The 22,665-nt window shown below is 29.1% G+C and carries 29 protein-coding genes and 1 tRNA gene; 24 read left to right on the forward strand and 6 right to left on the reverse strand.

From position 1 onward, the window contains the following. Nucleotides 1-49 precede the first annotated feature (49 nt). Together B4L98_RS00440 and B4L98_RS00445 are read right to left on the reverse strand one after the other, a co-directional pair. A complete protein-coding gene (locus B4L98_RS00440) occupies nucleotides 50-490 on the reverse strand; it encodes an RrF2 family transcriptional regulator (RefSeq protein ID WP_038337007.1) in 441 nt (146 codons plus the stop codon). A 73-nt stretch (nucleotides 491-563) separates the two neighbouring features. Next, complete coding sequence (locus B4L98_RS00445) at nucleotides 564-1,016, reverse strand: hemerythrin domain-containing protein (RefSeq protein WP_038337008.1); 453 nt, start codon at nucleotides 1,014-1,016, stop codon at nucleotides 564-566. Between the two features lie 596 nt (nucleotides 1,017-1,612). Between B4L98_RS00445 and B4L98_RS00450 the strand changes: the two genes are divergently transcribed. The 5 genes from B4L98_RS00450 to B4L98_RS00470 all read left to right on the forward strand — a co-directional run bounded on the left by B4L98_RS00450 (nucleotide 1,613) and on the right by B4L98_RS00470 (nucleotide 5,867). After that, nucleotides 1,613-2,653: an o-succinylbenzoate synthase gene (locus B4L98_RS00450; protein ID WP_286496392.1), complete on the forward strand. Its 1,041-nt coding sequence runs from the start codon at nucleotides 1,613-1,615 to the stop codon at nucleotides 2,651-2,653. Then, nucleotides 2,650-3,261: a DUF1684 domain-containing protein gene (locus tag B4L98_RS00455; RefSeq protein ID WP_291077261.1), complete on the forward strand. Its 612-nt coding sequence runs from the start codon at nucleotides 2,650-2,652 to the stop codon at nucleotides 3,259-3,261. The genes B4L98_RS00450 and B4L98_RS00455 overlap by 4 nt, the downstream gene beginning before the upstream one ends. A 1-nt stretch (nucleotide 3,262) precedes the next feature. Further along, on the forward strand, nucleotides 3,263-4,285 hold the full coding sequence (locus B4L98_RS00460; protein ID WP_114999396.1) for an AMP-binding protein: 1,023 nt from the start codon (nucleotides 3,263-3,265) through the stop codon (nucleotides 4,283-4,285). 78 nt (nucleotides 4,286-4,363) lie between these two features. Next, nucleotides 4,364-5,236 (forward strand): tetratricopeptide repeat protein, encoded by an 873-nt coding sequence (locus B4L98_RS00465; RefSeq protein ID WP_114999398.1) that lies wholly within the window; start codon nucleotides 4,364-4,366, stop codon nucleotides 5,234-5,236. A 250-nt stretch (nucleotides 5,237-5,486) separates the two neighbouring features. Then, nucleotides 5,487-5,867: a hypothetical protein gene (locus tag B4L98_RS00470; RefSeq protein ID WP_125350110.1), complete on the forward strand. Its 381-nt coding sequence runs from the start codon at nucleotides 5,487-5,489 to the stop codon at nucleotides 5,865-5,867. A gap of 49 nt (nucleotides 5,868-5,916) precedes the next feature. On the opposite strand, the gene B4L98_RS00475 is transcribed toward B4L98_RS00470, so the two are convergent. Continuing rightward, nucleotides 5,917-6,255 carry a hypothetical protein gene (locus B4L98_RS00475; protein ID WP_125350109.1) on the reverse strand — a complete coding sequence of 113 codons (339 nt, stop codon included), beginning with the start codon at nucleotides 6,253-6,255 and terminating at the stop codon, nucleotides 5,917-5,919. A 114-nt stretch (nucleotides 6,256-6,369) separates the two neighbouring features. Continuing rightward, nucleotides 6,370-7,122 carry a tetratricopeptide repeat protein gene (locus B4L98_RS00480; RefSeq protein ID WP_038337013.1) on the reverse strand — a complete coding sequence of 251 codons (753 nt, stop codon included), beginning with the start codon at nucleotides 7,120-7,122 and terminating at the stop codon, nucleotides 6,370-6,372. 78 nt (nucleotides 7,123-7,200) lie between these two features. On the opposite strand from B4L98_RS00480, the gene mce reads away from it, so the two are divergent. The 17 genes from mce to B4L98_RS00565 all read left to right on the forward strand — a co-directional run bounded on the left by mce (nucleotide 7,201) and on the right by B4L98_RS00565 (nucleotide 20,312). Beyond that, the gene (mce, locus tag B4L98_RS00485) at nucleotides 7,201-7,599 is read left to right on the forward strand and encodes a methylmalonyl-CoA epimerase (RefSeq protein ID WP_114999403.1); all 399 of its coding nucleotides are present in this window, start codon (nucleotides 7,201-7,203) and stop codon (nucleotides 7,597-7,599) included. A gap of 76 nt (nucleotides 7,600-7,675) precedes the next feature. Next, a tRNA-Ile gene (locus B4L98_RS00490) sits at nucleotides 7,676-7,749 on the forward strand. Nucleotides 7,750-7,946: 197 nt separating this feature from the next. Continuing rightward, nucleotides 7,947-9,134 carry a site-specific integrase gene (locus tag B4L98_RS00495; protein WP_291077263.1) on the forward strand — a complete coding sequence of 396 codons (1,188 nt, stop codon included), beginning with the start codon at nucleotides 7,947-7,949 and terminating at the stop codon, nucleotides 9,132-9,134. Between the two features lie 110 nt (nucleotides 9,135-9,244). Next, a complete protein-coding gene (locus B4L98_RS00500; RefSeq protein WP_291077265.1) occupies nucleotides 9,245-9,523 on the forward strand; it encodes a hypothetical protein in 279 nt (92 codons plus the stop codon). 569 nt (nucleotides 9,524-10,092) lie between these two features. Beyond that, on the forward strand, nucleotides 10,093-10,821 hold the full coding sequence (locus B4L98_RS00505) for a hypothetical protein (protein WP_291077267.1): 729 nt from the start codon (nucleotides 10,093-10,095) through the stop codon (nucleotides 10,819-10,821). Between the two features lie 143 nt (nucleotides 10,822-10,964). After that, entirely contained in the window at nucleotides 10,965-11,198 is a 234-nt protein-coding gene (locus tag B4L98_RS00510; RefSeq protein WP_291077269.1) for a hypothetical protein, read from the forward strand. Further along, on the forward strand, nucleotides 11,185-11,460 hold the full coding sequence (locus B4L98_RS00515) for a hypothetical protein (protein ID WP_291077271.1): 276 nt from the start codon (nucleotides 11,185-11,187) through the stop codon (nucleotides 11,458-11,460). The genes B4L98_RS00510 and B4L98_RS00515 overlap by 14 nt, the downstream gene beginning before the upstream one ends. Beyond that, a complete protein-coding gene (locus B4L98_RS00520; RefSeq protein WP_291077273.1) occupies nucleotides 11,457-11,591 on the forward strand; it encodes a hypothetical protein in 135 nt (44 codons plus the stop codon). Before B4L98_RS00515 ends, B4L98_RS00520 begins: the two co-directional genes overlap by 4 nt. Nucleotides 11,592-11,650: 59 nt before the next feature. Beyond that, entirely contained in the window at nucleotides 11,651-11,914 is a 264-nt protein-coding gene (locus tag B4L98_RS00525) for a hypothetical protein (protein WP_291077275.1), read from the forward strand. Continuing rightward, on the forward strand, nucleotides 11,914-12,102 hold the full coding sequence (locus tag B4L98_RS00530) for a hypothetical protein (protein WP_291077277.1): 189 nt from the start codon (nucleotides 11,914-11,916) through the stop codon (nucleotides 12,100-12,102). Before B4L98_RS00525 ends, B4L98_RS00530 begins: the two co-directional genes overlap by 1 nt. Nucleotides 12,103-12,104: 2 nt before the next feature. After that, nucleotides 12,105-12,368 (forward strand): hypothetical protein, encoded by a 264-nt coding sequence (locus B4L98_RS00535; RefSeq protein ID WP_291077279.1) that lies wholly within the window; start codon nucleotides 12,105-12,107, stop codon nucleotides 12,366-12,368. Nucleotides 12,369-12,371: 3 nt separating this feature from the next. Then, nucleotides 12,372-12,722, forward strand: coding sequence for a hypothetical protein (locus B4L98_RS00540; protein WP_291077280.1), 351 nt, complete (start codon nucleotides 12,372-12,374; stop codon nucleotides 12,720-12,722). 2 nt (nucleotides 12,723-12,724) lie between these two features. Then, a complete protein-coding gene (locus B4L98_RS00545) occupies nucleotides 12,725-13,360 on the forward strand; it encodes a hypothetical protein (RefSeq protein WP_291077282.1) in 636 nt (211 codons plus the stop codon). Between the two features lie 82 nt (nucleotides 13,361-13,442). After that, nucleotides 13,443-13,733, forward strand: a complete 291-nt coding sequence (locus B4L98_RS00550; RefSeq protein ID WP_291077284.1) for a helix-turn-helix domain-containing protein — start codon at nucleotides 13,443-13,445, stop codon at nucleotides 13,731-13,733. Between the two features lie 86 nt (nucleotides 13,734-13,819). Further along, nucleotides 13,820-14,755, forward strand: coding sequence for a hypothetical protein (locus B4L98_RS00555; protein ID WP_291077286.1), 936 nt, complete (start codon nucleotides 13,820-13,822; stop codon nucleotides 14,753-14,755). Nucleotides 14,756-15,388: 633 nt separating this feature from the next. After that, nucleotides 15,389-15,682, forward strand: a complete 294-nt coding sequence (locus B4L98_RS00560) for a hypothetical protein (RefSeq protein WP_291077288.1) — start codon at nucleotides 15,389-15,391, stop codon at nucleotides 15,680-15,682. Between the two features lie 148 nt (nucleotides 15,683-15,830). Further along, entirely contained in the window at nucleotides 15,831-20,312 is a 4,482-nt protein-coding gene (locus B4L98_RS00565) for a hypothetical protein (protein ID WP_291077290.1), read from the forward strand. 264 nt (nucleotides 20,313-20,576) lie between these two features. Here the strand turns inward: B4L98_RS00565 and B4L98_RS00570 are convergent, their stop codons facing one another. Together B4L98_RS00570 and B4L98_RS00575 are read right to left on the reverse strand one after the other, a co-directional pair. Then, nucleotides 20,577-20,807, reverse strand: coding sequence for a hypothetical protein (locus B4L98_RS00570; protein ID WP_114999416.1), 231 nt, complete (start codon nucleotides 20,805-20,807; stop codon nucleotides 20,577-20,579). 87 nt (nucleotides 20,808-20,894) lie between these two features. Continuing rightward, nucleotides 20,895-21,209, reverse strand: a complete 315-nt coding sequence (locus B4L98_RS00575; RefSeq protein WP_114999417.1) for a hypothetical protein — start codon at nucleotides 21,207-21,209, stop codon at nucleotides 20,895-20,897. Nucleotides 21,210-21,325: 116 nt separating this feature from the next. Between B4L98_RS00575 and B4L98_RS00580 the strand changes: the two genes are divergently transcribed. Together B4L98_RS00580 and B4L98_RS00585 are read left to right on the forward strand one after the other, a co-directional pair. After that, nucleotides 21,326-21,547 carry a hypothetical protein gene (locus B4L98_RS00580; RefSeq protein WP_114999419.1) on the forward strand — a complete coding sequence of 74 codons (222 nt, stop codon included), beginning with the start codon at nucleotides 21,326-21,328 and terminating at the stop codon, nucleotides 21,545-21,547. 70 nt (nucleotides 21,548-21,617) lie between these two features. Continuing rightward, the gene (locus B4L98_RS00585; RefSeq protein WP_181816282.1) at nucleotides 21,618-22,532 is read left to right on the forward strand and encodes a helix-turn-helix transcriptional regulator; all 915 of its coding nucleotides are present in this window, start codon (nucleotides 21,618-21,620) and stop codon (nucleotides 22,530-22,532) included. The last annotated feature ends 133 nt before the right edge of the window (nucleotides 22,533-22,665 follow it).

Raw genomic sequence — 22,665 nt, forward strand, 5'->3', positions numbered from 1 at the left:
TTTTCAATTGAAATAAAAAAGACCTTTTTATCTTTTATTAAGGTAAATTTTATTCTAAATTTAATTTTAGAAATACTTCTTGCGAATCTAATTTCTCAACCAATTGGTTGATAGTAGTTGTTTCTAATAAATGCTTTAAAGTATTTCGTATTTCTTTGAATTGCTGATGCAAAGGACAAGGATTTTTTTCTGAACATCGTTTTAGTCCAAGTGCACAACCACTAAAAATTTTATCTCCATCAAAATGTCTAACAATTACAGCCAACGAATTTTTCATATATTTTTCATCGAGATGAAAACCACCATTTGGTCCTTTTGTAGACTGTAAAAGATTTTTTCGAACCATTTCTTGCAAAATTTTTGCAATAAAATATTCAGGAGAATCAATTCCTTTCGCTACATCTTTTATTCCAACTCGATTTCCGTCTTTGGTTTGCTGTGCGATATAAATTACTGCTCTAACGGCGTATTCACAAGTTTTTGATAACATTTACAATTCTTTTACACTACAAATATACATCATTTCTTTAATAAAAGAGTAAAAGGTGTTTTATTAATTCTAATTATTTCCAAAATTCGTCTTCAAAATTATCAAATGGTTTTGTGTGCGAGTTTTCTAATCTTTTACCTATTTGTTTCAAATCACTTTCATCAAGATTTTCTTGTAAGTAAGGAAACCATTCACGTTCCTCGAATCGAATATGATTTTTTAATAAATGAGCAAATTTTTCTACTATTGATTTCTCTGGATGTTGAGCAATCTTTTGTGCTAAAACCTTTAATTCTTGATGTTCGGTTTTAATTTGTTGGTTGTATGTTTCGTTTGAATAGGGAAAAATAATCGTTTCTTCATGTTTAAAGTGCTCAGAAAGATGATTGTTCCAAAAATATTCAACATAAGATGCAATTCGTTCTAATGCAATATTTTTAAAGAAACCTTGTTCAATTTTCCAACTACAAAGCAATCCAAAATGATGATCCTTTGATAAAACGACAATGTGTTCACTTCTTTTCATAATTAACTGTTTTTGTGAATTAAAGTTATGACAATTTTTCACTAAAATTCTTTTTAGTATTCTATTTTAAAATTTAGACGTATTTCAGATCTTTTTTAGGTTGACATAAATGGAAAAGTATTCAATAAAAAAATCATTCTAATTTCCTGCTATTGGACTACCGAAAACTCCGACAGCTAATTCAGTCCATATTAATAAACCAATGAGTAAAACCATTATGCAGAAAAAGATTTTATTTTGTAAACGGTTAGTCAGTTGTAGAATGTAGTTTATCGTTAATCCAATAACCGAAAGTAAAATAAATGCAATAATAAAATCAAATAAACTCCAGTTGACTTCATTTGTAAATTGCATAGCAATTAGTGGAATTGTTATTATTAGACCAATTATTCCAAAAATTAAAGATTATTTAAGGTGCATTTTTGTATTCATAACTAACTATTTATTGAAATCACTTTGAGAAATAAAGTAATAAAATAAAAATGAGATTAAAAAAAAATAGTTTAATTGATAAATTGTGAACGATTGAGTTTCGATTTAATGAAAAATTAATTTAAATCAATATTTTTCTAAAAAGCATTGTTTAAATTTGAAGTATGAAAGCAAGTTTTGAACCTTATTTTTTGAAATTCAAAAATCCAAGCGGTACTTCGCGCGGCGTTTTGACAGAGAAATTGACGTATCTTTTTACATTAGAAGAAGATGGAAAAGAATATGTTGGTGAATGTGGATTGTTTAAAGGGTTGAGTTTTGATGACCGCCCTGATTATGAAGAAAAATTGCAATGGGTTTGTGACAATATTGACTTAGGAGTTGATGAATTGTGGCGTGAATTGCGCGAATGGCCTTCGATTCAGTTTGGAGTAGAGCAGGCTTTTCAGAGTATGTTTGCGAATCGTTACAACGAAAATTATACAGATAAATTGAATCCTGATTTGTATGAATCAGCTTTTTCGACAGGTGATAAAGGTATTCAAACTAATGGTTTAATTTGGATGGGTTCGATTGATTTTATGCGCGAACAAATCAAAGAAAAATTAGCGATTGGTTTCAACTGTATCAAGTTGAAAATCGGTGTTGATTGGGAAAATGAGCATAAGATTATTCAACAATTAAGACAAGATTTTTCTGCGGATCAATTAGAATTAAGAGTAGATGCGAACGGAGGTTTTACGTTTGAGGAAGCAAAAGTGGTCTTGCAACAATTGGCTGATTTAAAAATACATTCGATTGAACAACCTATCAAAGCTGGACAAATCGATTTGATGACGGAATTGTGTGCTACAACACCGACACCAATTGCGTTGGACGAAGAATTAATTGGAATTGTTCATCAAGAGGATAAATTCGAATTGTTAGAAAAAATCAAACCGCAATATATTATTCTAAAACCAAGTTTGGTTGGGGGAATTAGAGGTTCGTTGGAATGGATTAATGCAGCAGATACATACGAAATTCCGTTTTGGATAACATCAGCATTGGAAAGTAATATAGGCTTAAATGCTATTGCACAATGGACAGCGATTTTATATCCAGAAATGCCACAAGGATTGGGCACAGGAGGTTTGTTTACAAACAATTTCCCAAGTCGATTAGAATTAAGAGGAGAATATTTATTTCGAAACAAATTAGCATGAATAAAGTAATTATCGCATTTTTTGCAACAATCGTTTTAATGAGTTGTCAAACGACAAAAAAAACAATTGATTTAGTTGCAATTCAAAAATATCAAACCGAATTGGCGACTTTTTATACTGATCTTAAAACGACGCCATTGGTAGACGAAGAAAAAACGAATTTCAAAGGCATTACATTTTTTCCGATCAGCGAAAAATATATAGTGAAAGCGAAATTTACGCCAATCAAAGATGGAAAGGTGATTCCGTTTCCTACTTCTGCGAAAAAAATCAAAAATTACAAAGAATACGGAACGGTAACGTTCATGTTGGATAATGTTGAACAAACGCTGACGGTTTATCAATCTTCACCAATTATGGAGAAATATGCAGACAGTTTGTTTTTACCTTTTATGGACGAAACAAACGGCGTGACGTCTTATGGAGGTGGACGTTATTTGGATTTGAGTACAAAGGATTTAGGTACAACAGCCAATGAAATTACGTTGGATTTTAATCAAGTGTATAATCCATATTGTGCATATAGCAAACATTACAATTGTCCCATTCCGCCAGCGAATAATGTGTTGGATATCGAAATTAATGCAGGTGTAAGTTATTATAAATAGAATGTTGTATTTAGATTTTTCTCAACCTAATTTTGATGTCAACGCTATTGAAGTTACCAACGAATTTGAACAATCCGTAAAAGATTTTTTGGTTGAATGGTTTTCTGATTCTGAGGTGATGATTGCGCATACTTCGGGGTCTACTGGAACTCCGAAAGAGATTATTTTAACCAAAAAAAATATGCGAAAAAGTGCGAATATGACGGGAAAATATTTGCATTTAGAGAAAGGAAATTCGGCTTTATTGGTGATGCCTGTTACTTATATTGCTGGAAAATTGATGTTGGTTCGTGCAGTAGAAATCGGATTGAAATTGATTTGTATGCAACCAACTTCTCATATTTCTTTGAATGAAATTAATCGTGGAATTTCACAAAATTTTACCTCGATTGATTTTGTTGCGTTAACGCCTATGCAAGTTGAAAATTCGTTAGATTTTGTTTCAAGATGTCAAAAGTTAATTATCGGAGGAGCGCCTCTTTCGGAGAAAGTGAAACAAGAATTGTTTGCTTTTGAGAACGAAGTCTACGAAACATATGCAATGACGGAGACGATTACACATATTGCGTTTAAACAAGTTGCGAATCAAAAATATCCTAATGCAGAACAAGTTTTTGAAGCGTTTGATGAGGTAACGATTTCACAAGATGAGCGAGGTTGTTTGGTGATTGATACGCCTTATGATGGATTGCAAGTTGTAACGAATGATGTGGTTGAATTGATTGATACACGAAAATTTAACTGGATTGGTAGAGCGGATAATGTGATTAATTCGGGTGGAATAAAATTATTTCCAGAACAAATAGAAAATAAGCTGAAACCGTTCATTGATTCTGATTTTTATATCACTTCAAAAACGGATGAATTATTAGGTCAGAAATTAATTTTAGTTGTGGAAGGAGAGCAGAGGAGCTTGGATTTTTCTTTGGCAGATTTAACTAAATACCAACAACCGAAAGAAATTGTTTTTATCGATCAATTTCCACGAACTGAAAGTGGAAAAGTAAAAAGACAACAGTTTTAGAACCGACCTATTTTTTATTTTGTTCGTGTATTTTACCTAAAAATAGCTTAATTTTAGCACTACTAAAAAACTTATACTGTGGATTACAATAAACTTTTTAATGATATTTTTTTCTTGATTCTTGACGACGAGATGGATGAGAATCAATATCCCATTTGGAAAAGTTTTTCGTTTATTCACAATCCGATTCAGCAATTAATTAAGGCACAAGATTTATTAAATCAGTTGCTACACGAATATCCAAAAGATAAAAAAGCACTTTTTCTGAAAGGAGTTGTTCAGCGCAATTTAAACTTCAACGAAGAGTCGATTTTGTATCTTTTAGAAGCAAAAAAGGAAGATTATTACTTGTATGCGGCGAATTTCTACATTGCCGAATATTATATTCATAAATTGAAATTTGAGGAAGCACAAAAGTATTTGAAAGAAATAGAAATTGTGTATCCTACCAATCAACGATTTCTTTTCTTATCAATTTTAGTGAGTTTGGAATTGTTTGAATTTGATGAAGCTAAACGATATTTGAATATTTTGTATCAATTGGTTGAGGATAAACAAGTTTTAGAATTATTGAGTAAAAATCTTCAGATCACAGAAGAAATTGTCTTGAAAACGACAAATCGATTGGTCTTAAAAAATTTCAAGTTGAGAAGTTTTAATTATAATCTTCAGCTCAAAACAAATTTGATTGCTTTTTATAAGAATTTCGCTGATATCGGGGTTAATTTTAATGGAATCAATTGCTTTATAATGGCACTTACCTTGAAGCAAATTACGTTGTATCCGACGTTTCATAATCTTGAAATTTATAATGTTCAAACGATTTTAGATTATATTGATGTTGATAAAAAAGGGATTCAAATGCGCTTAGAAGACATTGATTTTGACCATGATTTTGTCAAAAATTACCACGAATATTTAGAAGTCGAAATTCTATTGAAAGAAGATTAGTTTTTTTACTCAACTACATTTTTCTCAAGGAAATATTTTTGTTGTGATCTTGAATCGAGTTGAAGATGACTGAAGTAGTTTAGAATAATCTGAGATTCTTCGACAGGTTTAGAATGACAATAATGTCAAGTTGAGTTTATTTCAGTTTTGCATAAATAGATGAAGACTTTTCTATTGAAATGATAAATAGGTAACGTGAATAAAAGTGGACAATCAGAAAAAAAACTTTAATTTTGCTAAAATTTATAAGATGGAATTTGTTCAAGATAAGGAAGAAGTTTTTGATAACGTCGAGTTGTTTTTGGAAAGTCTAGAAGTTGGAACGGATGAAGAAAAAAAGAAATCGATTCAGTTAATCAAAAAATCAAAAACATTTTTGGTGATTGATGCGGACGAGGTGATGGTTTTTGCGCCAAGTACATTTATTGGAATTAAAGAAAATAACATTCAGCAGTTTACAGGGAAGTTATTGGAGCACGAAACTAATCCCATTCTAACGAAATTGTTCGGTTCTACACCAAAAATTGATAAAACTTTGGACGAATTATTTTTAGATTTTTGCGACGAAATAGAAGTTAATCGCAATGATGTTGGGATTTCCCGAGATTATTGGATTATAAAAAATATGTAAAAAAAAGAGCTTTTCATCTACAACTGAAAAGCTTTTTTCTCTTAAAAGGCTAAAGAATAACATTGATTTTTGCTTTGCTAATAGGTTTTATTCCAGCCAAAGCGCCATCAATTTCGCACTTCAACAAACCACTTCCGCCACCATAATGATGGATTTGCTTTATCGTAGGGAAATAAGTGCTTATCCATTCCTCCATTTTCTCTACCTCCGAAGCACCAATTCCACTACTGTATAATATTATTTGGATATTATTTGTTGATACGTATCCTTTCAATTCTTCTTGTGAGCAGGTACAAAATGCTTTCCAGTTTTCATTTTTGTTAATCACGCGTTCTAACGTGTCTACAATTTCTTTGTTTTTACCATAAACGGCGATTTGTACTTGCATATTAGATTAATTTTAAGGCAAATTAACAACACAACGCATGGTCTAACATTGATTTACGATAAGAAATAAATGACATAAAAAAAAATCGTTCCAATTCGAAACGATTTCTATGTTTTATTGTTGATTTTCTAATTGTGCTAATCTTTCGGCAGCTAAATAAAATTCAGGATTCAACTGCAATGCTTTTTTGTATTCCTCTACAGCTTCGGCTTGTTTCTCAAATTTTTCTAGGATTGCGCCTTTGTTGTAGTATGATAAGAAATGATTTGGATTTAACTCGATTGATTGATTAAAATCGTTCAATGCATTTTCTAAATCATTCAAAACAAAATAAGTATTTCCTCTGTTGTAATACGACAAGAAATGTGGTTTCATTTCGATTACTTTCGAATAATCTTCGATTGCTTTATCCAATTGTTGTAATTGATCGTAGCAAAATGCACGATTGTGGTAACATGATTCGTAATCTGGATTAATTTCTAAAGCTTTATTGAAACATTCGATCGCCTCATCGTATTTGTTCAAATTCATCAATACATAACCTTTTTGATGATAAGCTACAAAACTTGCCGGATCAATCTCGATCACTTTATCAAAATTCTCAGCTGCTTTTGTTGGATTATATTGATTAAAATTTGCCATTCCTCTGTAGAAATAGAAGTTTGGATTTTTATCATCTAATTCAATTGCTTTATCAAAATCCTTGATTGCATCTGTATTTTGTTTCATATAATATTGGCTCAATCCACGACCGAAATATGAATTTGCCACTTCTATTTGACGCTTAATCGATAATGTAAAATAATCAATCGCTTTTCTATACTGACCTTTGCGGAGATATTGACTCCCATCTTCATAAAAACTCATAGTTCAATATTACAACAAACTCTTTAAATTTTAAATAAAAAATTTTAGAAAAGTTTATCTTTACTCAAAACAACACACATGAAAATAGAACATTTAGGAATTGCCGTAAAAGATTTGGGATTATCGAATGAATTATTTGAAAAATTATTGGGAAAAGCACCGTACAAAGAAGAAGCAGTGGAGTCGGAAGGTGTGAGAACCTCTTTTTTTGAAGTAGGCGAATCGAAGATTGAATTGGTCGGTTCTGAAAAAAATGATAGTGCTATTGAAAAATATTTAGAAAAAAATCGCGAAGGAATTCACCACATTGCTTTTGGGGTAGATAATATCGAAGTCGAAATAGAGCGTCTTAAAAATCAAGGGTTTACTTTTATCAATGAAACGCCAAAATTAGGAGCAGATAATAAGCGTATTGTTTTTTTGCATCCTAAAACAACAAATGGCGTATTGGTAGAGCTTTGCGAAGATGTAAAATAATTTTGAAGTTCAAAAAAATAGCTTTAATATTGCAAACGAATTAGGTGATAGCTTCCTTTTTATTGCTTAATTCTCTGGTCCTATAACTCAGCTGGTTAGAGTAGCTGACTCATAATCAGCAAGTCCTTGGTTCGAGCCCAAGTGGGACCACAAAAGCACCTTTTAAAAGGTGCTTTTTTTTATTACTTCAATTCAAAATCAATGCTTTAGACGTTTTACGAGTTTTTAAAGTTTACTATAAATTATCAAATTTTTGTTACTATTTTGTTACCGATTTTTTTACGAAAAGTTTTTTATAATTACTTTTTGTTTAACTTTGTGGTATTAAAATAAAAAATGCACTCCCCATGCAAAAAGTTAATTACAAGCCTATTTTTAATAGGACGGGAAAGTTACGCAAAGACGGGACTTCTCTTATTCAAATTGAATGCTATCAAGGCGGAAAAAGATTTCTTTTTTCATTAGGAATTTACGCAACTCCGAGCCAATGGAACGAGAAAAATAAAAAATTAAATTCTCATTATCCAAATTACCACAAGCTTAATAAACAAATATATGATACCATTTCAGAGCTGGAAAACTACGAATTAGATTTTTTGAATAAAGGCAAAACCTTTACACTTGATAATTTACGGGATTTTAGAAAAGCTGATTCTTTTTCAAATTTTATAGAATTTATGCAGTTGGAACTTAACCGAGCAAAAATATCTATCAGCACAAGAAAAACGCACCAAAGAACACTTGACGTATTAAAAGAATATAAAAAAAATATGGATTTTTCAGATATAAACGTCCCATTTCTGCAAGATTACGAGAGATATTTATATTCTAAAAATTTGGGTGTAAATAGTGTGCATAAGTATTTTAAGAATATTAAAACCTATGTCAATTTAGCAATAAGTAAAGGTTTGCACGATGCGAACGAATACCCATTCCCGAAACTAAAAATAAAACAAACACAAGGGAAAAGAGATTTTTTGACACCTTTAGAGGTTGAAAATATAGAAAATCTTGTATTTGAAAAGCCACTTCATCACGGAATAGAAAAAATACGAGATATGTTTTTGTTTTCTTGTTACACGGGTTTACGATTTTCGGATATTATCCAAATTAATAAGAATAGTTTTGAAATGCTGGACGGGCAAAAATGGCTAATTGTTGAAATGGAAAAATCTAAAATAGCGGGTAAAAACGGAACAGCGCAAATAGTAAGAATACCATTATCTAAGCTATTCAACGGGAAACCGATTGAGATTTTAAACAAATACGAATCAGATCGATTGTATTATTTTGATGATTTCACAAATCAGCATGTAAATCGAATTTTGAAAACTATTGCAGAACAAGCGAAAATAAAGAAGCTGGTAACGTTCCACGTTGCAAGACATACACAAGCAACATATTTGCTTTATAAAGGCGTTAGTATGACAGTTGTAAGTAAGTTGTTAGGACATAAAAAAATTGCAACTACTCAGATTTACGCAAAAGTAATGGATATGACAATCGTTAATGAACTTGATAAAATCAGTTTTTAGCCACTTTTGCCATTATTTAAGAAACTACTATTTTGATATTAAAAATAATTACGCTACGGGGCTAATATCAAGAATTTGACAATAGTATTTATATTCTATAACTTTGGCTTATGAGTAAAGTAGAAGTAAAAAAAGGTAGAGCAAAAGAGCTTATTATAAACAGAAATAAGAAGCTTTGCGCAAGATTTTATTTTTATTCTAATTTGGTAGGATTACGTTTCGAAAGATGTTTATCAAAACTAAAAGAAGAGTTTGATATATCCGAAAGTAGAATAGACGACATTTTATCAGAGTGCAACGAGCAAGTAGCGCAACTTGAAAACGATAAAATGAATGAAAAAGATTTAAAAAAAGTCTATCCTTTTTTTAATTGGAGCTTATCCATATAAAATTCATATATTTGCAATGACGGGGCGTAAAAACTCTGTGCACCCCTTTACTAATATAAAGGGAGTAGGACTTAAGAAATTAAGTCCTACTTTATTAACAAGATTAATTTCATATTTATAAATAAACGGGATTTCGATTCTGTGCCCCCTTTAGTAATATAAAGGCAGTAGGACTTAAGAAATTAAGTCCTACTTTATTTAATAATAAATTGTATATTTGCGGTACTGGTGTGGGAACCAATAAGTCACTTTGGAGAATGCCTATACCCCCAGAGCCATAAGTCTAATAATTAGAGTTATGGCTTCTTTATTTAAAATATATTGTATATTTGCAATGATGGTGAGGGAACCAATAAGTCACTTTGGAGAATGCCCGCACCCCTGAGACACAAGTTTAATTATTAGACTTGTGTCTTTTTTGTTTTAAATACTCTTTAAATAGTGTTTAAATAGCTTTTAAAGTTTTTAAAATGTAAATTTGTTCCGAGAATAGAACAAAATAGCAAAATAAATGTTATTTTAGAATGCACTCCCCAGTGTGTCGCATTTGATAAAATAAATAATAAAGTATGAACAAACAGGGTAAAATCACAGTCAAACATTTTTTAAATGAAAATTTAAAGCCTTATAATATTGCTGGAGAAAATTATTATTCAGTTTATATTCTTGTTACTGCTAATAGACAGAATACTAAATTTAAATCTATAGCTTTAAATGAATATTATAACAAATCAAATTTTAATGATATTTTAAACTCGGAAGAAGAATCTGATATTTTATTAATAAAAAATGAAGTAAATACAATTCAAATTATTTCAGAATTAATAATAGATACTTTAGGGACATTTGATACTGCTTTTCTTTCTGCATATTTCAACTTTTCAAATGAAATATATTTATTTGACCCTGATATAGAACAATTAACTAACAATAATATTGATATAAATTTTTATAATTCTGATAAAAATAAGTCAGGAATCAAGCTAGACCTTATTTTATTAGAATTTGTAAATAATATTTTGGTTGATGGAGTTTCAATTTATGATTTTTACAATTATGAAAATCAAATCAAGTTCAAAGAATTATTAGAAGCCAGTAATTGTAAAACAGATTTAAATCAAACTATAAGAGATATTAATTATTTTCTTTTTTTAGGTACTTTCTCTAAGTTCTATTATTATTTATTAGGTTCTAAGAAGAATAGAGTTTTAACAGAAAAATATAAGTTTTTATTCGAAAATTCTAATTCAGTTGGTTTCTTAGCAGATATTAATATATTGGAAAGATATTCATTATAAGCGAATTATAAGAAAATATATAAAGATTTATTAAATTTATAAATGTTTGACTAATATTAGTCAAACATTTTTTTTATATTTGCTCAGAATTAATAAGAAAAGGATATTCATATTCCTTTTTGTTTAACTAAAATTAGTCAAACATGAATGTATCAAAAATTAAAAGTGAATTAAAGCACGGCGCATTAAAACGAATAGCAAAAGAAACTAATCTTCATTATATCACAATTGTAAATATAATGAATGGTAAGAATCCAACTTCGCCAAAGTTCACTCTTGTATTATCGAAAGCTTTAGAAGTTTTGGAAGAACAAAAACAGCAAGACGCAGAATTAACAGCGAGGTTTAATGAAGTTGTGAACTATGGAGCAATCTAATTTACAAATCAGTATAGAAAGAGCTTTAATAAAAAAGCATATTCTAAGTAACGGACATAATGGCTGGCGTATTCCCGATTTATGCGAGTATATAGGCTCTAATATTAATGAAGTTGTACCAATTATCAAAGAAATGATAACCAACCAAAAAATAAGAGTATCAAAGTCTTTAAAAGCCGATTTGTATTATATCATAATCGGATTTTGTAACACAGAATTATTAAATCAAGAAATCAACAATTTTAAAAATCAGAAAAAATGAAATCAATTTTTCACATCAAAACGATTCATCAATTAGATGAAAATTTGGAACCAATTACAACTCTTAGAAAGGTATTTCTTTTTACAATTTTAATTTTCACAAAACAAATCAACACTTGGAATACTAAATAAATGCACTCCCCACATTTGTACAAGTAACGAAAAAAAAGAACACTTAAAAACGTAAATAAATGAATGTAACAGCAACTCCAATATCAGAAATAGAAGTAACAGAAATAGACCAAAACAACCTATCGGCATTAGTTAAGTTATCTGAATCATCAGAAGGATTTAAAGACCACGCAAACGCTGTTAGCGAATTATTTTTTAGCTATGTAGAACATTGTAAATGTCATAATGAAGAAATAGAAATAACAACATCAGAAATATATTGTATTCGGGAGGTTATAAATTTTCTTAATAAAATACAATTCGAAAAAAAGCTTAAATCATAATGAGTAACAGCAAAAAATATACAATCGAAGAAATAAAAGCTTATTTGAATTTGCCCGAATCTGCAACCAATGAGGAAATTTCGGACGCTATAAAAAGCAAAAAAATATCAAATAAAATCATTTTAAATCGATTAGAAATCATCAATAAAAAGATTGATGAATTACAGGAGAAAATTAGCCCCAAATAAATATGACAACCACTCAGAAAAAAAGAATATGCGATATTTTGAATTTATCCTATTCAACAAAAGATGATGAAGTATTGTATTCGTTTATCGAATATGTAATAGAATACCTTGAAAAACAGCAAGGCTCAAAGGTTAATCAATTAAAATCTCAACCTTTAAATAGTAGACCACTAACGCAAGAAGAACAAAAAAGCTTGTCTTTGAAGTTAGGTATAGACCCAAATCATTTTGGGCTAAAATCGCAAAAAATGACCTTTTATACATAGATTATGGAAAACAGAATAAAAGAAAGAACCCAAAAATTATTAGGGTTAAAATCAGCATCAACCGACGAGGAAGTTATTTCTGCCTTTTTTAACCATTTAATCGAATTTTTTGAAGATTCTAACAAATCAAATTCGAATAAAACATTAAGTGCTGCACCTATTCTCCCAACTCCTTACGAAATGGAGCAGTCAAAATTGAAAGCCTTAGAATCTTCAAACTTGAAAAGATTTGATGATATGACTTGGGATGAATTAGACAAAGGCAATCATTTAGCAACATTAAAAGCGAATAGCCCTAATTATTTCGCAAAAAGATTTACACAACAATTCGGTAAAAAACCAAAAAATAAATAAGTATGGAAAAAATATTAATACATAGAGACCAAAATACAATTGATGAAAAGATTTCAGATTTAGAAATTATTGTAGAAAAAGTTCAAAATATTATTGATGATTTAGCAGTATTCGCATCAATAGAGTTAATAAAGGATGTAAAAGAATTAACTACTATATACAGAAACCCTAAAAAGTTTTTTATTGATTTATTAGTTATTGAAGAGGAAACGATGCAAGGGTTCCCTTTATCGAAAGAGAAAGTTTTTGATTTATTAGAGCTCCCCGAATCTGCAAAAAATCTCATTGAAGAGTATAGCCAAAATCAAAAGGATAAATGGGAAACAGAAGCTGTTTTTTTTCAATACTTAGAGATTGTCAATAAAAAAGTACAAATAAAACAAAGTCATATAGAGGATTTAGACAAGCAGTATTCAATCTATATTACTTCAGATAATCAGAAGTTAGTTTGGGATAAATTGAACAATATCACTCAAATATTAACAGAGATTCAACCTTTAGTATTGCCGATAACTAAAAGTACTCGAATTAGTATAAACCATCTATCAGATTTATTTAAAGTAGACCATAGTGGCTTTGCTATAAATGGAGATTTAGTTTTTATACCAAATCCAAAAATAATAAATCATTTACCATAACAATTTTCATATTCTTTGTATTGAAAACCTATGCAATTCGGTAAAATGAATTGTGTAGGTTTTAATCTAAAAAAATCAATTTATGACAACATCAAATCAAATTGCAGTGCTTACTATTCCAGCGGAAGAATGGAACAATTTAAAACAACAAATAGAGCTATTAACGAATAAAATTTCGAAGATAGTAGATAAAGAAGAAAAGGAGCTTGTAACAATTCCCGAAGCGATGAAAATATTAAAAGTGGGACGCGCAACGATAGAAAGATATTTAGAGAATGGCGTTTTCGAATCTGTACAACTTGCGGGGAAAGGTTCTAAAAAATATATTTCAAGAAAGCAAATCAATCACGCTTTAGAGAATGGAATGGTATAAAAAAAGTGTTGACAAAAAGCCAACACTTAAAAAATGTAAATAAATGCACTCCCCAGCACAAAGTATTTACTCAGCAAATATACAAAATGATTGATAATATTTCAATAATAAAAAAAACTCTTTCAGATAATGAGCTTAAAAATATTATCGTAAAAGCAGAATTACAAAAGATTGTTATAGGCGCAAATTGCACCTATAACAATTTTCATTTAAAAAATTTAAGTGCTTTAAAAGTTCAGATAACAGCAAATAGAAGTTTAAAAATAGTTTGCTCTCTGCATAAAGTTTACAATCATTTTGAAATAGGAAAACAAGTTAATTATACTGATTTTACAATGATTGATGCACAACAAACATTAATCAAGCTAATTGATGATTTAGGAATCTTAAAGACGGGAATCTTAATAACAAGCTATGAAGTCGGTTTAAATCTATCTGTCAAATCTGATTGTAAAAATTATTTGAATAAGTACTTGAAGATTGGAAAAATAGGAAAAGAAAAGCTTTTCTATGTTAATCCAAAATATAAAGACGAAAGATGTATAACAACGATAATACATAGAGATTTAAGAAAGTCTTTTAAGGTTTACGATAAAGGTTTTGAAATGCTGGATAAGAAGAGAAAAGAGTATCTAAAGAATCCTATTTTAAGACTTGAAACGACTTTTAAAAGATGCGAAAATCTGAGTTTAGATAAGTTTATTGAATCTGAAAATCTGAATAAAATTCAATCTCAATTTTTTGAAGATTGGAAATCTGTTAAATATAAAAGAGAACTTATTGCACCAAAAGGAACAAATAAGGATAAATCAAAGTTATGTTATGATTTGATCTATAAAGGTATCAAACCGACAGAAGAAAAGTTAAAATCATTATTTGATAGTGAAATAATCACACTTAGACAATACAGGTATTATTTGAATTTTATACAGAATGATTGGAATGAATTTAAACTGAAATTATTGCTGAAAGCAAGTAAAGAAGAGTTAGAAATGCTTCAATTGCTCAAAAATAGAATATAAATAAGTAATTATAATAACAAATAAAGTGGTTGAGAAGCGTAAAAAAATGACAAATCTTTTTTCGCTAAAAAACCCTAAAAGTAACAAAAAACAAAAGTTTGAAGTTTGTAAAATACATAAAATCAATAATATACATATTATATCGGTATAGTATGAGTAAATATGATAAACTTTTATTTGTTAAATGGGACGTATATATCCCGTCGTCCCGTCGTTGGAAACTTGTAATATATTTCCATTAATGGAAACTAAGTACACCGAGAAATTAAAACATTATGAAATATTAAAATAGACAATTATTAAAAACCAGCATTTGAAAATAAAAGGAATTAAAATAGTAGATAAAGTAGTTAATATTCTAAATGATTCAAAAAGTAGTAACAATTCAGTCAATATGTAATTAGATAACCTTATTAGCCCCTATAGAAATTCAGAAAAGAAAGATTATGAATAAAAAAAGCCCTCAAAAGTCTATCAGGCGAAACTTTGGGCTTATTTTTTTGAAAGGGGGGCAGTTGTTACAAAATGATTCAAAAAATAGGCTTAGGCAATTGTATAAAATATCTACTAATTAATTTCTACTAAATACGCTTTTAATATCCCTATAAATGAAATAGTATCAAAAATAGTATTATGAAGAAAACCCGCAAAAGCTACACAGCACAAGACAAAGAATCTGCCCTTAGATATTATCTTATTGGTTTGAATCTTCACGAGGTCTCAAAGCTTACCGATGTAAACTTTGAGACTTTAACCAAATGGCAAAAAAAATATAGTTGGACAGCTCAGAAAGAACCTGAAAACATCAAAACAAGAGCTTATGAATTTTATAAAGCTGGTAAGTCTTACTATGAAATTTGTAAAACTCTAAAAAAGTCAAGAGCGACAATAAGAAGATATATAAAAGAAATAGAAAATCTAAAATAAAAATGCACTCCCCAGCGCAAAGTATTTTCATACTTCATAAAAGATTTTCATTAAAAACCATCTAAAAATATTAATTAGTCCTAATCAGACTAAAAACATACACTGAAAATCAATCAATTAATATAAATAGTAACAAATAAATAACAAAATGAATGATTTAGACCCGATTGAATTAGGAATAGTTCTTAATTCAGATGAACTGATTCAAGATTTTAACAAAATAATGTTATCATCAAAAAGCTTAGATGAATCCATTTTACAATCAAAAGCAAGTTTTAATGAGTTTATTAAAGCTCAATTCGATGCTAAAAATCCTTTAAATCAATATGCTAAATTGACAGAAGCTCAAACAAACGCTTTAAAAAGACATTCAGACGCTTTGATTTGGTTAAGAAATGAGTTAAGAAATACTTTTGATGAAACACAAATAAAAGTATATCAATATCAGATAAAACAAACAGAGAACGCAATAAAACAAATTTTTGAATCTGCAAATAATAAAGTTGAGTTATTAAATGATGCTGAACTTATTGAAAGCAAAAAAAAATTAGAAGATGTAGGAAGATTGTTAGATGAAATATCGGACAAAACATTTACGCCGTCTTTTGCTTCAAATGCTGAACTCGAAACGCTATCAGAGCATATTAATAGAACAGATGACGAAATGGAGCAATTAGGAATCGTAATTGATTTTGTTTCGAATAAATTAGAACAAATAGACCCAGCGTCGGCAGAATTTGCAGAATTAGCAAACGATATAAATACAGCAAATACAATGTTGGGACGTTCTCCCGCTATTTATGATAGTGCGGGAAATAGTATAGACCAAATGAATGACGCTCTGAAAGAATTTCAAGCACAACTTGCGAATGAAACCGACCCGCAAAAGATTTCAATCTTAAATCAAAATATACAAAACTTAGAAAATTCAATAAGAGCAATGAAAAATGCGGGACGTGCTGGCTTTGATGAATTAGGAAATAAAATAGAAAAAGAAAAAAATGTAGTTGTTCAATTACAAACTGAATTAGAAAATTTAATACAGAAAATGGCTCGATTAAGGTTAGAAAATAACCATAATTCGAGCGAATATCAGCAATTGACAAATAGAGCTATCGAAATTAGACAGGCTTTAAATGGTGTAAATCAAGAAGTGAACGCAAGTGCTTCGGTAACTTCTAATTTAGATAGTATTATTCGAGCAACAACGGCAATAACAGCGGGATTTTCTATTGCTCAAAGTTCAGCGGTATTATTTGGTAAAGAAAATGAAAATCTTTCAGAAGCAATAGCAAAAGTAACTTCTACAATGGCAATTTTACAAGGATTTCAACAGATTCAATTAGAATTAAAACGACAAGACACTTTATTAACAAACGCACAAACTTTATCGCAAAAGCTTTATAATATTGTTGTTGGTAATTCTACAGGAGCATTAAAAACTTTTAGAATAGCCTTAGCGTCTACAGGTGTAGGTATTTTTATTGTTTTACTTGGAGAACTTATTGCGAATTGGGATAAAGTTAAAAAAGCAATCGGTTTAACTTCTGATGAAATAGAACAAAATACAGCTATTACGAAAAAAGCAAATGATCTATACGGCGACCACATTTCGAAGCTTCAATTTTTAGTAACTCAAAATAAAGGGGTTGAATTAACAGAACGTCAAAAGAAAAAAGCCGTTGAGCAATTTAATGATGAGTTTTCAGATACTTTAGGAGCTGTTAAAAATTATGCAGAATTAGAGCGTAAGATTATAAATAACGCCCCTAAATATGTACAATATTTACAATTGAAAGCGCAAGCCGACGCCGCTTATATTTTAAGTTTAGAAAAACAAAAAACACTTTTAGAGCAAATAACAGCCTTATCCGTAGGGGATTTAAAATGGTATGAAAAAATTTCACAAAAAACAGATACTCTTTTTGAAAAAGGTTGGAAACTTTTAGGCTTTGATACAGGAACAGCAAAGACGGAAATCTCAACAGAAGAGATTTTAAATATGTTAGGATATAGCGAAAAGGATTTTGATAAAGCAATAAAAGTTTATTCTGCTTCTCTTCAACAAAAATTAAAAACTTTTAGAAAGGAGAAACTAAACAATGATAAATTAACAAATACAGCCATTGGTTTACAACAAGATTTATCAAGTAAAGCGGATGAATTAAATATAAAAGAGGGAAAACTTGAAAAAGAAAAACAAGATAAGAAAAAAAGTAACGAATCAGAACTTAAAAAACTCGCAGAAGAAAGAAATAAGCTGATTAAGGATATTTCAGAAGCTGAACGTAATATAATGTTACAAACTCTATCTGATTATGATAGACAAATTGAAGAAATCAAAAAAAAATATTCAGATTTTAGAAAAGAAGCAAAAAAACTTGAATTTGATAAAATAGATAATAAAATAGTTTTACAGATTGATTCATTAGAAAAAACAGAATTAGAAAATCTAAAATATAAACAAAGTACTGATGATTTAATAACTCAACTTGAAAAAGAAAAGGAACTTTTTAAAGCTTATGAAGAGTTAAAAACATCTATTGCCTTTGATGAGTTATCAAAACAAAGTGAAAATTCAATTTTAGGTTTTGAGAATTTCTCTGAACGTATTCAACAGGAAATGGATAAAATTTTATCGAAACCTGAAAAAGATAGAACGAATTTAGAAAAAGACAGATTACTAAAATTAGAAGAGTTAAAAACTAAATCTACAACAGAAGAAAAAGATAAATCAGATAGGAAATATATAAAAGCTTATGAAGAAAGCGTAACTTATTACGAGAAAATTAAAGCATTAGATAAGGAATACTTAGAGAATAAAAAGGAACTTGAAAAAGTTACGGACATTGAAATTCGAGAAGTAAAAATTCAGGAACTCGAAAAACAAAAAAAAGCAAAAATAAACGCTTTAAAATTAGAATATAATGAGTCTTTAGATATTTGGAGAAACTTAGAATCTGATTTAACGGGATTGTCAAAAAAAGAATTAGATAATAAAATAAATTCTTTAGATGAGTATTATAAAATATCAAAGGATTACTTAGATAAAGACCAGCAAACTTTTATAGAAAGTGAAATTGATAAAGCAAAATCAATTAACGGACGTACAGATTTAGAAGTTAGAGAAAAAAATGCTTTAGAAAAAAAGAAAAAACTTTTAGCTGAAATTAACTCTACTCAAATAAAAAGTAATGAACAAGTTGCAAAAGAAGCTCAAGCATTTGCTGACATAAATGATGAATTAGAAGAGATAAGACTTGAAAAATTAGCGATTGTAGTTGGGGAGTTGCAAAGAGTATCAAACATAGCTAATTTATTAGCATCTGCTTTTGCAGAATCAAATGACGAATTATCAAAAATTTTTAAAACTCTTTCAGAATTAGCGGAAGATATAGGTAATGTTATAGGGGCTTTTACAAAAGGTATTGTAAATGGTATTGTGGCACTTGTAGCTGCTCTTATTAAATGGGTTGGTAAATTGTTTACAATGGGTAAGCGGGCACGTGAAAGCCGTAAACAAGCAATCGAAGAGATGAAGAAATGGCAAGCCGAAATAATTGCACAACAACTTGAATATAATAAAACTTTGAGAGAACGTGAACAAATAGAAGCCAGCATAAATGATTTATACGTTTCGAGAGTTCAAAACATCCGTGAGGAAATGGAAGCTTTAAAGAAAAATAAAGTATCAGTTATGGGAGATATGGACAGAATTTGGCAAAGATTACTTGGTTCTGAAACTATTTTCGATAAAACATTTAAGAAAAAAGGCGGGTTTCTTGGATTTGCTAAAAAAACAAAGGTTGTAGATCATTATGATTCAGTTGCAAATTTATTAGGGATTGATAAAGATACTCAGATAACGGATGAACTTTTTTCAAAATTAGAAAAGTTAAACGCTATGAAGCCTTTGACAGGAGACGCAAAAGAAGCTTACGAGCAACTTAAAAAATTACGTGATGAATACGGCTCAATTGATGACGCACTTAAACAATTAGAAATTGATTTAAAAAATGCGGTAACAGGAACAACAGCACAATCTATAGCAGATTCAATAAAAGAGGGAATAAAGTCGGGAAAAAAAACCTTTGCAGATTTTGCAGATGATATAGAAGGGTTTTTAAGAGAAGCTATTTTGTCGGGAATGTCGGCAAAAATTTTAGAGCCTGAGATGCAAAAATTACAAGATTTACTATTTGAGATGATGGGCGACGGCGTTTTAACTGATGAAGAACGTAAGCAATGGCAAGAAATTTATTTAAAAGTTGCAAAAGATGCTCAGGAATATTTAGATTTGATGAATCAAGCTGGAATAAATATGAGTGGCTCATTGAATAGCTCAAACTCATTAAAAGGAGCTATTGAGGGAATGTCGGCTGAACAAGCAGATTTATTAGCTGGTCAATTTGGAGGTTTACGATTGACACAACTCGAAACCAATAATATTCTGAAAAATGGTGCTGCTCAACAGTTACAGCAAACAAGTAGAATGATTGAAATTTTAGGAGCTATCGAAAACAATACAAAAAGAACAGCTAATAATACTGAGATTTTATCAGAATTACCAAAGATTAAAGCTTTATTGGAGAAAATGGCACAAGAGGGGAGACGAAGTTCGGGACTTTAATAAAAATAAGTTTATCACTGTTACTCAAAATAAATGTTACTGATTTGTTACGATTTGTATTAAATATGATTTTAAAACATTGATAATCAATAAAATAAATCTGTTTGGTTCTCGTGCAAGTGGGACCACAAAAGCACCTTTTTAAAGGTGCTTTTTTTATTTAATTATGCTGAATTTTAATCATTTAGCAATTTTACTACATTTTAAAATCACCATTTTTCACCATTGTTTTGATACCCGTTTGATACCCATTTTATTTTTTTATTAGTTTCTTTTACTCCAAGTTCTACCTTCGTTTTTTGAATAATATAATCCTTTACTTGTATTGGCAAGTAATTCTTTACCATTGTCAATTAACTCAATAAAGTTTCCATAAGAAGACCCTGAGAATCTTGTGCTCCAAGTCCTCCCATCATTTTTAGAATATTCTAATTTGTTAGAGTTTGTTGGATTGATACGAATCATTTCGCCATTGTAATTAATCATTTGTGACATAATTTTTAATATTTATAGTTTTTGTTAATGTGGACAAGTTAATCCCTGTTTTAATTATATTTTTTCGTTTTTACATAATTGTATTATTTATTTCTCTATCAAATAATAAAGAGATAATTCATAATCGTTATTTTCTACTACATCATTTTCTTCAATATTCATTACAATAGAAGCATTATTATGCATTTCTTTTTGAATTACATCATTGATTAATCCTATATCATCCATCGTAATTTCTTTAGAATGATCGCATTTAATTTTGATAACAATTTTATCCTGGAATGATTTATTTCTTAAAAATGATGACATTTCATTTACTATTTTTTCAATACTTCCTATAAAAGTTTCTTTTAAACCATTTTCTAAAATGTGCTTTTCAATTTTATATTCTTTTTCTTTCATTTTTTTTATTTTGTTTCAAAACTATATTGAGGTGTGGACATAGTATGGTCTTAGCTATTGATAAATTTGAAAATAATATTTTTTAAAAATTATGCACACCTAAAAATTTCTTAAAAATGATTGAAGAAAATATAAATAAAGTTGATGAATTAGTAGAATTGATAAAAGAATATTCTTCTAAAAATCCTGAACAACGATTTACACAAATCTTATTTAATTTAAAAATAAACGAATTTAAAGATGACGATTTTACACAGGGTTTAAGAGATAACTACAATGATCTTGATCAAAATGTATTGAAAAGAATTCGAGAACGATTAAGGTTATTAAATAAATAATTTTAATATAAAAGCAAACCGACATTGTTTGTCCGTAAGCTATTTTATGTTTGTATTAAAATTACAAAATATGGCTAAAAGAGAACAAATGTTTCGGTTGATGAATATATCAAACTTCCTAAAATCTAAACCAAGAGGTGTAACATTTAGAGATATTCAACAGTATTTGGAAAAAAAATACGATGAAGAAGATTATGATGGTGAATTAGCTTTCAGTGAAAAAACTTTTAAGCGCGATCGTAAATTGCTTCTTGAACTTTTTAAAATAGAAACAAAGTTCAATCGTTCTACAATGCTTTATCAGATTATTGAAGATAACGAATCAAATCAAACTATTTTTGATAATTTATTATTAGTTAATGCATATAAAAAGGCAGCTGACCAAGCAAATATCTTACTTTTTGAAAAAAGACAAGCTTCTGGTTTGGAAAATCTTGATGGACTAATTCATGCAATTAAAAACACAAAAATTATTAGTTGCACTTATACGAAATATTGGGAAGGTGTACCTAATAAAAAGGTTTTAGAATCTTATGCTGTGAAAGAATTTAGAAATCGTTGGTATTTGATTGCAAAAGATCGTAATGATGATGATTTTACTTTGAAAACATATGGATTGGACAGAATTTCAAATTTAGAAATTCATTCTTCAACATATGTAAAGAATAAAAAAGTGAATGTAGAAGATATGTTTATCAATTCGTTTGGTATTATTTCGACATTAGGACAAGAGCCAACTAAAATCACTTTATCTCTGATACCTTGGCAAGGAATGTATGTGAAATCATTACCCATTCATCATTCGCAAAAGATTCTTGTAGACAATGAAAATGAGTTAAAATTGGAATTAAACTTAGTTCCTACTTATGATTTTTTCCAAGAAATATTAACGCATAATCAACGATTATTATCATTAGAACCAAAAGCAGTAAGAGAGGAATATCTTAAATTTTTACATGTAGGATTAAATAATCTTACAAAATAATAACATATTTAACAATTACGTAAAAACGTAAAATTATATTTGTTGAATAAAATTCGTTTTCATAGTATTGCATAATCAACATTATGTAAACAATACAATATTTCATTAAATCATCATGGTGCTTTAAGCGATG

Source organism: Empedobacter sp. UBA5528 (assembly GCF_002426075.1).
Lineage (GTDB): Bacteria > Bacteroidota > Bacteroidia > Flavobacteriales > Weeksellaceae > Empedobacter > Empedobacter falsenii_B.